This window comes from Chlamydia caviae GPIC (assembly GCF_000007605.1).
Classification (GTDB): domain Bacteria; phylum Chlamydiota; class Chlamydiia; order Chlamydiales; family Chlamydiaceae; genus Chlamydia; species Chlamydia caviae.
Genome location: NC_003361.3, coordinates 914,344 through 926,133 on the forward strand (window position 1 = coordinate 914,344; position 11,790 = coordinate 926,133).

Sequence of the window (11,790 nt, forward strand, 5' to 3'; positions counted from 1 at the left end):
GCAAAAAGTGATTATAGGAGTATTTGGGAATATTCTTAGTACTCAGTAATAAGCAGTAACTAAGAAATTAAAGACCCCCTCACGATACAGGGATCTTTAATTAAGATGTGCAATGTTATTGTTTATCTTCGAAGCTCTTTAATTTATCTTCAGCAACTTTAAAAGCTAAATCTCTCGATTGTATCTCTAGGGATGCCTTCAAAAGTTCATTTTGAGCACCAAGGAATCTGGTTTTATAATCTTCCAATTGCGAATGAGCTTCATGTAGTTGACTGCGGAGATTTTGAATATCTTGTTGTGCTTCCTGTTGCTCTGCTAGTGATTTTCTTTCAATAGCATTAGGGCTTAAAGCCTCTGTACTAGCTCTAAGCGCTTCTGTGAGTTCTTTAATTTTGGCTTCTAGGTCAAGTATACGTTCATTGGAGTCTTCCAGAGATTCGCGTAGTGAAAACAGTTTACCCTCTCTAGCATCAAGAATTTCTTGCTCTAGTTCATAAAGCGCTGTGGAATCAATCGGGGCATTTGGAGGAAAATTAAACTCGCGCACTCTTGCTTCAAGTTCTGCATCACCATCACAATATTGCTGCAATCTTAGTGCTCTCAGACCATCGATTCTATTTTTTCTTGTGGCAGGCTTCTTGGAACGGAAAAGATCGTATAGAGAACTTTCTAATTCAAAAAGCCCTTGATAATCGATCCTTTTTTCTGCATCCTCAGCAAATAGGAAAGCTTGACGCGCTAATGTAGAACCTTGACTGAGTCTTTCCAATCTTTCGATTCTTTTCTGTGCCATACGCACGCGATCCTTATTGTCTTTACTCATATTTGTTCTTATTCTTTGTCTTGCCACTTCTAACTTAGCTATACTGCTTTGTCTCTCAGGATCCGACGTAAGTTTCATAGATTTCTTGTTTGTATGCTGTTGAACGGTTCTTTCTAATTCTCTATTTCGATTCTCTAGTCTTGAAATCGTAGTAGTATTTTCTCCTATTTGCAAACTCAGTTCTGCTATCTGTCTTTGTAAACCTACAACAGTACGGCCAGGTTCTCTTTTTAATTTCCCGATAGTAGCTTCCAATTCTCGAGTTTTAGATTGACTTTCTTTTAATTCCAACTCTACTTCTTTTCTTTTACTTACCTGATTAGCTATCTGTTCTCTAGCCACTCTCTGAGTCTGCATTTTTGCATTCGAAATGCGAACTATTTCCTCATCTAGCTGAGAGACTTTTCTCTGTTTTGCCTCATTTTCTCTTTGTAGACGCGTAATGTTATCCTCTAATTCCCTTAATTCCCTTCTTAGAGCTTGGTGGGCCTCGACTTGATTCCCAACTTCATTTGAAGAAGACACATGCTCTTTTCGCAAATCCTGCATAGTCTTTTCAAGAGTAGAACAGGTGTTCTTAAGTTCAGCTATTTCTCTTTCGTATTCACTACGTCCATCTACGAAAGCTTGAGCACTGCGCTCTTGTTCACTAGCAGCGTCTATGAGTTCTTGTTCCAATCCTTGGATCCGTGAAGACATCTCAAGCTGATTCTGTTTTAACTGTGAAATCTCCTCCTTGTGGCAATGTTCCTTCTCCCGAAGGCCCGCGTCGATAGCGGAAATCTCCTCTTTTTTAAAATTAAGTTTTTTTTGTAATATAACGATCTTCTCTTCAGCATTTCTACGTGCTACATTAAGCCTGTTTATTTCGGACTCATACTCGACGATATTGCTAGAAGAAGATCGCGAAGCATTCGATAACAATACCCCTAGCTGCACCTTTGCAGCTTCTAGTTCTAAACATCTAGCGCGAAATTCATCTCTTTCCGTTTCTAGGGCAACGCGAAGCTTTTCAAATCTTTTAGCAATTTTACCGTTATTCTCCGCTTCGTTATCTAAAGATTGTTGCACTAATGTAAGCTCATTATAGACTTGTAATTTCAGTGCTTGTAGCTGTTGTATTTCCTCATCTTTCTCTGCTAACTGTCTTTCTAATTCTGTAGTCAATGTTGCAGATGTTCGCTCAGCATGAGTTGCTACCGTGGTTTCTAACTCTGCGATGCGATTTTGCAGTTGCAGACGTTCTTCTTGTAGAGTTTTCAAAGTACTTTCTAAAACAGAGGTATGGCTTTGAGATTGAGATTCGGCATCAGAGAGCGCTTGCTCTAAATCATGAATTCTCGATTCAAAAGTACGTCGTTCATTATTTAAAGTTATTAGTGAAGAGTTCTCCTGCTCTTCAAATCCACAAATCCTTCCCTGATCTTCCTGGCATCTTAAAGCCCTAGCTTCTAATTCTAAGATTCTTGCGGACATGCGTTCACGCTCTGCTTGCATTTCCTGGATCTGCTGATTCTTGGAACTGAGCTCTCCTTGAATTTCACTAAACACCTGAGAGGTTCCCAAACTTGTTGGAGCTCCCTGGAGAGAAGATCGCGTACTATCTTGAGAAATTCGTTGATTCTGTAAAGCAGACATGCCTACAGTATGTTTTCTATTTGCTAGGTAATAAGCATTCATCACTAGGAAAAATACTGCAGCTAAAACGCACATGCCTAAAATTGCGCTATGCATCATCCCCAGTCCAACACTAAAAAAAATTAGCGTGGTTATACCAGTAACAAGAATCAACAAAGATAAAACTATAGAAAATACATTGATCACCAGGCAAACCTTTGATGAATTTGCTTTAATCAAAAATTGATTCCTTCCTTCCAAAGTTAGCGTTAAACACGCAGGGATACATCTCATAATTATCTCACAAACAATAACGATGATTTAAAACCAAGATCTAACTTATTGTTTTTTAGATCTTTTCTTCTAACAAATAATGTTGTACAAACTTTCTTCGTAATTAAAATTAAACGGACGCGAAATAGGATAGGCTTCACAACAAAATGTGAAGCCTATTTAGAACATAGTGATAAGTGTCTATCTATATACTCGATGATCGATTACGTGTTCTTGGAGTCAGTTGTAAATTTATAACCTCTAACAAAGTAATGCGTGCTTCTTGCTGTCGGATACGCGCTAAAGCATGAGGAAGAGAGTCTATGCTATGATGTAGTTCTACATTCTCATAAGATTCTACATCGCGTTGTAAGGCTGATATAACTTCTTCCTTATCTTCTAATAAAGTTTCTAGCTCATGAATACGATCAAGATCTACAGCATGTTGCTGACTCACAGAATCTCGTAGAACAGAAATCTGTTGTTCTTGTTCTCGTATATTTTGATTAAATATTTCTTGGTTTTGCAATAGAGTTTGTCGGATTGTTGTCAATTCATCGGCGTGTGATGTCACGTGTTGCGACATCTCATTTTGTAAAAATTCCATTCGCTCTCTAACGGATTTCTCCTTTGACTCCATTTCTTTTTGATGATTATTTTGAAGCTGGTTACGTAGGGATGTTTGCCTGATAATCTCTGCATAACATTTTCTGTCTTGCTCCTCCAAAAGTTCTGCATGCTCTTTTCTTAGAAGCTTTATTATGCTTTCTAAGTCAATTATACGCTGATTTCTTGCTTGTAGAAGCGTTGCCTGTTCTTCAGATACGAGACCTTCTCGGTCTGGCACTCTATGCTCTTGATCCTCTAGCTGTTGAGCACGTAGATCAACGAGTTCTTGCTGTGCAACAGCTAGCTGTGTTGTTAGCTCAGCACTCCTTGCCTGTTCTACTAAAACTCTTTGGGAGACAACTGCTTCGAAAGCATTTCCCTGACAACAAAAGTATGTCCCAAGAGCAATAAGTATTAGCCCAGAAATAATAGTGAAACCTAGAAGAATAGCACTTAACAATCCTAAATCTGCACCTATAAAAATACATCCCGCGACACTAGCAGTAATGATTAAAATTCCCGAGACTATCGCAAGAGCATTGATAGCACTGTAAGAATATGTTCTGTCTACATTTGTAGATGCAACCTGCCCTTCTAATCCAGAAGACAAGTTCGTCTGCATACATTTCATAAAGAAACCCATAATAAAATAGATAACTTGCACACGCTCGTCTTTGCACAGTATGAATAAGGCTCAAGCGTTAGGGAAGAACAGTCGCACAAAGATGTTAGAAAATGAAAATTACAAATTTCTCTCATTCATCTAATCTTATTCCGTGCGTCCTCGTATTCATCATCGAGAATCCACCCCTTGTTTAGACCTTAAAAAACATCATGAAAATTGTGATAACTGTGTTCTATTAAAATCCAACACGCTCGTCTATGATAAGTACTAATTTCTCCTTGATTATTTGTTTAATTTGTAAAGTATAAAACTATTCATTTTGAGGATCTAAAAAACTGTCTCCCGCATCTTGAAAATCATCGTCACTCACGACTAGGTTAAGCGTATTTTCCTCTAATGTCATATCAACAACATCTAAGCTCGTGACATTGAGGTCTCGGTGTCTTTCTGCCCCACGCGCATTCTCTAGTTCTCCTATAGAACTTCGTAAATCCCTCTCGAGTTGAGATAATCGCTCGAAGTCTTTAGTGCGTAAATCTAATTGACTTTCTAAAACACGCTCACGTGCTTGAGCATCCTCTGCTTTTTGTCTTAATACAACACCTACCTGCTCATAAGCAGATGTTACCTTTTGAAACTCTAACAGATTGTTCATAGAACTAATTTGCTCAAGAATCCCTTCATAAGCATGTACAGTCTGAATGTATTCCAAACATTTTTCTCTTGATGTCATCAAACCTGCTTGGCATTCCAGACTTATATTTCCATCAACTGCAGGCTGCTCAGCTAGTCTTTGATACTCTGCATCCGCGCTTTCATATGCCGCTCTAGCAGCATGTAAACCTATCGCTGACTGCTCTTTTTGGTTCATAAGATCTTGATAGGCATCCCGACTTTCAGCATATTCTGAAATAACATCACGTAGATGATGTTCTATATTCTCTGTAGTTTCATCAGATAGTGTAGTTAGCTGAGAAGCTGCTGGATCATCGATACGAAGTCGCGAAGAGCTATGTTGAAACCGAGATACTAAAGCGCAACAAGTAAAACATCTGAAACTTGCGCTAAAAAGCAATACCCCAATCGCTACAGATAAACCAATGATTATTGTTGAGTATAGCAAACCTAACTGCGATCCAAAAAGAACCACCGCAGCTATAGCTCCGATAATAATTAATAAACTTGCTACTATTGATAAAATAGTCGCAACTACACGAACTCGAGAATCAAGAAAATTATAACAACGCTCATCAGAGTTCTCCGATTTCAAATAGAAACAAGGAGAAGCACACTTCATAAAAAATCAATCCAAATTATAAACAGCTGAAATATAGTATTTTCTAATCTGTTTTATTTCAAGTTCTTATTAAGAAGTTCGCCTTTAATTATTGGTTGATTTAACTTAAACCATTTAGAATCAAAAAAAAACAACAAAATAACAAATGGCATAAAAATCGTTCTGCAGAAAAAATTCCTGAATTTATGTGGATGCAAAAATAGAAACGGAAAAAAAAGATCCGTGGAATATATTCTCGAATTAACTATCTTTTTAATATTTAAGGGTGTTCTTTCTTTATCTTCGGGCTTTCCTATTTTTCATCATTTGTCATTAAGACTCTCTTTTGTTTAGAATTGTCGTCTTTATAGTTGATAGCCTCGAACATCCCCTACCCCTACCACTCTGCAGAGATATTCTCTGCCAAGAGAGCTCTGTGAAATACAACATTTCAGAAACTTGATTTAGATCAACAACCGCACAACAAAGATTGAAAACTGCAATATTTTCTAACATGCGCGTTTACGCGGCATTGAATAATAAACTGATTTATTTAAGCTGAGATGTTCTCTATGGCAAATACTATTCCCACTAATTTTCCTATCTATTCCGCAGACGTTGTCTCTCAGAAATCTTTAAAACAAACTCTGCGAATATACGCTGAAAGGGTCCACTGTTATGTTTTCCATACTTTTGTAAAAACGGCTCTATTAAGACCCTTTCAGCCTGCCAGCAGTCAAAAGTATTGCCATTCTCTTCTTATTTCTATCCTGGCAGTCATTGTTAGCGCTATTCTCTTCTTACTTCTCTATCCTGTAAAACTCACCTTCCTAGCGATCAGCCTGTGTTTAAAAGATCCAAAAACAACCACAGTATCTCTTAGAAAAAGTTTCGTTCGTAATCTTCAAGACATGGTGAACCGACAGCTCTTTATAAATTCCGATTATCTTAGTGTTACCCCCGAATCATCTCCTTTTCTAACATCTTTCTTAATCCCAGAAACGCAATCCTGGGAATCGTATCATTTAGAAGATGAAATACTCGAACTCTACTCTACCCTCCCTGAAGGATGGGAAAAGATACTGAATTATGCCGACACTAGAAATCAAGACTACCCCTCAAAAGAGATGGCGTACGAGGGATCATTATACCTTACAGTATTGCACAAACTAACGACAGTATTACAAGACCCCTTGATCCCTAAAAAGAAAAAACAAGAGCTCCTAAACTATATTGGGACCTACGCAGATGCTTGTCCCCCCACATGGATCGAGGTTATATTCAAGGAATTAACGGCGATCTATAACAAACGAGACACAAGCATCAATTACATCATACTTTGCGTACAGACATTCAAAGAAAACCTTTTGCAATCCATGGTTAATCGATCTTCAGAAGAATGGCATCATATATCCGGTTTCAAACATTATCATGGAGGCTCTCTAGGATTGAATATGAATTCTCTAGCGCGTATTCAATTTACCGGCCATCTGATCTTGAAAAAGCAAGCTCTCTATAATCGTGTCTTCAAACGATTTCTTTCTAACTACAGAGCTTCTGTAGCAAATCTCATCGAATATACCCGCTGTCAAATCATAGAATCTTCTCAAGAGCTGAAGAATTCTCTATCAAGATATTTATGCGAAACTATGACGCAATTGGAGGTTCCAGAAAATGAAATCTCCTCCGTTTTATCCTCTTTATTTTACGATGAGCACTTTGAATTAAATAATACCGGAATTGCCTTTATTCTTATCATGCAAGGAATTCTAACTACAGAAGCACAGACAACTATCGGAAAAATAGCACAAAGGCTCCCCAATCTGTTTCGATGTCTTCGATAGTCACGGAGATAAAGAAATCTTAACTATTCAAATAAAAACTTACAAAATAAAACCTCTTAATACCAACTACATAGAGATGGAAGAAGTTGCAAATAATTCGGCGTTCTTTTAAACTCTTTTAGCCTTTTTTTTAAAAGGCACGAAAATGACCCCTTTAGGGAGAATTTTTCAGCATATTTTTCATTTAGGTAAACTTTATGTCGCTAGAACACAATAATTTCCATGCTGCTTTTGCACCACCACCAGCTTCTGCATTGCACGGAACTTCTTTTATAAAAACTGCGAATCAAAAGACTTCTTTTAGATCTATATTCAATGCATTAAGCACTAGACTCGGATCTTGTCTTTGTTTAAATCCAGAATTTCGCTCTGGAGCGGGATGGGGCTTTACCTTCGTTTTATCCGCCATTATCACAGTTCTTCTTTGTATTTTGCTTCTTCCTATAAAATTAATCCTCTTAGGATTAAGCTGTTGCCCCTGCGCTTCTAGACCTCCCGTAAGAGGAGAGGAAATTCAGGTAATTCCTCAACTACCTCCTCAACCTCCACAACGACCTCTATCAAGTAGACAAAGCTCCGATTCCGGAATTTCTGGAGGGTTGGATTCGGGTAGATTTTCTCCGAGCTCCTTTATACCTATCCATCCAGAACCTTTAACACCTCCGCCCTCTACGCAATCATTAGGAGTAGTTCCTGAAGAAGTTTGCCTAAGAGAATATCTAGGAGAACACTATCCCCAAAGAAACTTATCAAATATCAATCTAACAGACTTAGGAATCTCTATTTTACAACCTGAAGATTTTCCTGAAGGAACAAATATTCTTGATCTTCCCGCCTCCTTATTCTTCCCAGAAGGAGCTCCACCACCTCTTTTCTTAAATCAACAAGATATTACTGCGGCAACACCTACATCCCCTCAACCCTCCATCGCATCTCAAACGACGATTGCCCCACAAGCAGCAGATCAGACAGCCCCTCAACAAGATGATACAATAAGCCTACCAGAATCCCTGGCCGCTATTCCACCTCTCGAAACGGCTCATATCATACGGGAAGTTGATCAAACACTCACAGCTCAAGAATTTTTAAATAGCGCTTATCCAAATATGGATCATAGTGCACTTATTCATGGCGCTCTTATAAATGTACAACTTCAAGGCATTCCTCTTGAAAATAGTGAAGATATTCTTGGTCTTCCAGCTCTTATTGCTTTCCCAGATCTAGTTGCTGGACAACCCGTACGACCGACATTCTTAGATCTCGACAATATGCCAAGATCTCTTTCCGCTGATCAAGAGATAGCTCCTCCTCCCCCTACTGCAGCAGATCCCATCTCTCCAAATGATCCTAGATACATCTTTCTACAGAATCACTTCCCCGAGTTATCTCCCGAATACTATAGCCAACATATCAATCTGCTTGCTTCTTTAGCTGGAGTAGACTCTGACAACTTTGACCTTCTTCAATTACCTCTTGAAGTATTCGTTGAAGCACCAGCACCTCAACCTGACTACAGTCCTATTTCTCCAGAAGAAGCCCAACAAAGATACAATGATGTTTCTGCAGAAGAGCACGCAAGAAGAAGTAACGATTTTATCCGTTATCTTATAGAAAATTCACCACAACGTTGGACCTTCTTAAACAGACTGAAAAATAACATCTCTGCATCAACTTCAAGCTTAACCCTGCGTAGAGAATGGTTTAAAATGTTGGATGTAATATCTAACAAGACGAGCCCTGAAATCACGGATCGCGAAGTACAGGATGTTGCCCGTGCATGTCTCTTCAAAATTAATTCCATCTTAAAGGATCCTACCGTTGCTCCTGAGAGAAAAGAAGAGCTCTTAAAATACGTAGCTTCTTATTACGATAGCTCTCCAGATGTGTGGGTAGAGGCAATACAACAAGAAGTATTCCTACAAAATACGCTTAATCCACAGATAATTTCTATGGAGGAAGCAGGAGCAGCTGCAGCTGCGGCTAGCGTACCAATTAACCAAATTCTACCTCCATTTAACACTCAAGCAACAGATCAAGAAGTACAGGGTTATACACAATTATTAAGAACTACTCTATCTCGCCCAGTGTTGACAAATATGGATAACATCCATCTCGCCCCGACAAATGATGAATATTTAGAATCATTAACGAGAGGTGTTCCTAGTAGCTGGGTAGACATCCACGAACCACTACAAACTCGTATCGAGCAAATCGCCCAAAACCAAAACACACGCAATAATTGGAGAGCTATTTTAAACTGTTTAGCATCGGGCACTGTGGGGTCTATAAGCTCAAGAGAAGCTCAAGCGCTTTCCCGCTCAACCATGTACCAACTTCTTAAACTCCTAAACAATCCAAATATACCAAACGAAAGAAAATTATTGATCATCAACCACGTAGCTTTCTACAGAGATAGATGTCCTCCTACATGGGTAAGAGTTGCCGGGCAAGAATTGCAAACCATTTTCAATTCTAATGACACCTCAACAAACATTGTATTTTCTTGGGTACAAGCCTTTAAAGAAGGTCTGGTATCAGAGATCTTTAGAAATGAAGGTGAATGGCATATGATGACGGCCTTTAAGCATAATCACGGCGGCGAACTAGGTCTAGATAATACGGGAATCATTTTAGATCAATTCACCTTGGCCATAGCAGGTAGACGCTACACGCAACAACATGACAACTATCTTAGCTTATTCCGAAATGCGTATCAAAACAGTGGTAGCGGTCTAGTTGACTCTGCTTTACAACAAGTTCTCACAGGATCTGAAGATCAGATCCGAGCTATAAGAAATGGTATCCTTGCTGATTTAGAAGCCGCAGGCATTCCTGAAATACATCGCGCAGGGATTATGATGGAAGTCTTCTTCCCAGAAGAAAATGACTACAAACCATCTAGAGAAGCAATTGTCTACCTACTACTAAAAGAAGGAGTTATCACCACACAAAATAACAACTAATAAGCCTTCTGACACTTGTGCCTATCTCCCACTGACACTAAAGGGACATAACACCCTGTTATGTCCCTTTAGTCTTTTACCTCAGATAAAAAATCATCCCGTACACGTCTATACATTCCAGAAAAAGATGATCTTGTTATGCTTAACGTTCTCTTCACAGTTTCAATCTATAACGATTCCAACCTCTATACAAATCTCGGGATCCTCCTCCAACTAAAAACAATTTCAATCTTTTAGACTTCTTAATTAAAGTTAATATAAAAAACTGCATTATAACGACTTATAGAAATGATGTTTTTTAAGTTAGAATCAAACTGATATAATGATAGAATATTACAACGACAAACTAATTTCACCCCTAGAGAAATGCATTATCAATGAGCGTGTCCCTGAATCCAAATAATTCTAATCTACCGGTATCCTCCCCTCTAACTCCTTCATGTTACAAACGCGTAACTACTTTCATGAAACAACTCACCTGCTCTTATCTATTCTCTAAACTCTTTCAAGAAATAACCGATATTGTAAGGCTACATCCGAAACAATCCTGTCTAAATCAACTACTCGTTGTGCTAGTATGCGTGATTTGCCTTCTACTTTCTCTTGTGATTTACGTTCTGCTTCTCCCCATAAAATTGCTCACCCTAGCAGCCACGTGTGCCTGTGGAAGGAAAACAGAAGCTATTCCCCTTCTTCCGGAAAAGCCAAAAATCTTCAAACCATTAACAGAAACCCAAGAGGCCTTTGTTGAAGAGGTAAAAAGAGAAATACTCCAGAAAATATCTGAAGAATTTGAAATCAACATGTCACCAGATATCTTACGCCTAATTCCCCTTCCCTCGCCATTCTTAAACTCACTAGCCACAACGTCCTACTCAAAGAAATTATGCGATTACAACAAGCTTACAAGCCTAATTCATCGTCTAAATTGTTGGGATGCCGGTTGGGGAATTATTATGAAGTACCTCACCTCCACACTAAAAGAAGATGGATCCCATCCAGACACACATACATTTCCCATTATGATGCATCATCTTATCTTAGCTCTAGAGGACCCTAATATTCCTGAGAAAAGTAAACGCGCCGCCCTTCAAGAAATCTCTTCCTACGCAAATACATGCAAACCCACTTGGGGCGAGACAATTTTTAGATCTATCAACAATCTCTATAACACACGAAATTCAGGAAGAGATCAGATCCTACTGTGGGTACAAATGTTTAAAGAACATTTGCTTTCTCAACAACAACTGGTCACTCATAAAGAAGAATGGCATGAAATCAACGGTGTAAAAAATCTATACGGCGAACAACTTGGTTTAATCACCGATCATTTAAATAAGAATCTCTCAGGCCTAACCTTACGTCAGACATCAACAGTTCCTTACAATCGAGCAAGATACACAGACCTTAAAAATAACTTTGTGCAAACTTATAAAACGTCTCACTGTGAATTAGTACAGCATATCCATAACGCGTTCTTATCATCAGAACCAGGAGTACAAGCACGTGTTTATAATTTCCTACTCGATCAAGTAGCTGATGTTATCAATCTTCCTGAAACTACAGCACATATCGATTTAGTCGTGGATTGCTTCTATGACGACACTTACGAACTCAAGCCAGAAGGAATCCTCTACCTACTCTATATTATGGATATCATAATTCCTAAAACGACTACCTAAACTTTTCTAAAGAAAAAAAAGCGTCATGTGACATGCACACAACGCCTTTTTGGTTTTCAAATACGTTTTTAATACTCT

The 11,790-nt window shown here is 38.6% G+C and carries 6 protein-coding genes; 3 read left to right on the plus strand and 3 right to left on the minus strand.

The features are described 5' to 3' along the window. Positions 1-115 precede the first annotated feature (115 nt). The 3 genes from CCA_RS04005 to CCA_RS04015 form a co-directional block, all read right to left on the minus strand. Positions 116-2,680: an IncA family protein gene (locus CCA_RS04005; RefSeq protein ID WP_157850893.1), complete on the minus strand. Its 2,565-nt coding sequence runs from the start codon at positions 2,678-2,680 to the stop codon at positions 116-118. 238 nt (positions 2,681-2,918) lie between these two features. Beyond that, positions 2,919-3,953, minus strand: a complete 1,035-nt coding sequence (locus CCA_RS04010) for an IncA family protein (RefSeq protein ID WP_193328801.1) — start codon at positions 3,951-3,953, stop codon at positions 2,919-2,921. Between the two features lie 304 nt (positions 3,954-4,257). Further along, positions 4,258-5,244, minus strand: coding sequence for an IncA family protein (locus tag CCA_RS04015; RefSeq protein ID WP_011006756.1), 987 nt, complete (start codon positions 5,242-5,244; stop codon positions 4,258-4,260). A 551-nt stretch (positions 5,245-5,795) separates the two neighbouring features. Here CCA_RS04015 and CCA_RS04020 point away from each other — a divergent pair. The 3 genes from CCA_RS04020 to CCA_RS04030 all read left to right on the plus strand — a co-directional run bounded on the left by CCA_RS04020 (position 5,796) and on the right by CCA_RS04030 (position 11,712). After that, a complete protein-coding gene (locus tag CCA_RS04020; protein ID WP_041462232.1) occupies positions 5,796-7,067 on the plus strand; it encodes a DUF1548 domain-containing protein in 1,272 nt (423 codons plus the stop codon). Positions 7,068-7,264: 197 nt separating this feature from the next. Beyond that, the gene (locus CCA_RS04025; RefSeq protein WP_011006759.1) at positions 7,265-10,030 is read left to right on the plus strand and encodes a DUF1539 domain-containing protein; all 2,766 of its coding nucleotides are present in this window, start codon (positions 7,265-7,267) and stop codon (positions 10,028-10,030) included. A 377-nt stretch (positions 10,031-10,407) separates the two neighbouring features. Next, complete coding sequence (locus CCA_RS04030; RefSeq protein ID WP_011006760.1) at positions 10,408-11,712, plus strand: DUF1548 domain-containing protein; 1,305 nt, start codon at positions 10,408-10,410, stop codon at positions 11,710-11,712. Positions 11,713-11,790: the final 78 nt, after the last annotated feature.

Coding starts and splice junctions, on each gene's coding strand:
- CCA_RS04010 (WP_193328801.1), bottom strand. CDS start 3,953: ATGAAATGTATGCAGACGAACTTGTCTTCTGGATTAGAAGGGCAGGTT.
- CCA_RS04015 (WP_011006756.1), bottom strand. CDS start 5,244: ATGAAGTGTGCTTCTCCTTGTTTCTATTTGAAATCGGAGAACTCTGAT.
- CCA_RS04020 (WP_041462232.1), top strand. CDS start 5,796: ATGGCAAATACTATTCCCACTAATTTTCCTATCTATTCCGCAGACGTT.
- CCA_RS04025 (WP_011006759.1), top strand. CDS start 7,265: ATGTCGCTAGAACACAATAATTTCCATGCTGCTTTTGCACCACCACCA.
- CCA_RS04030 (WP_011006760.1), top strand. CDS start 10,408: ATGAGCGTGTCCCTGAATCCAAATAATTCTAATCTACCGGTATCCTCC.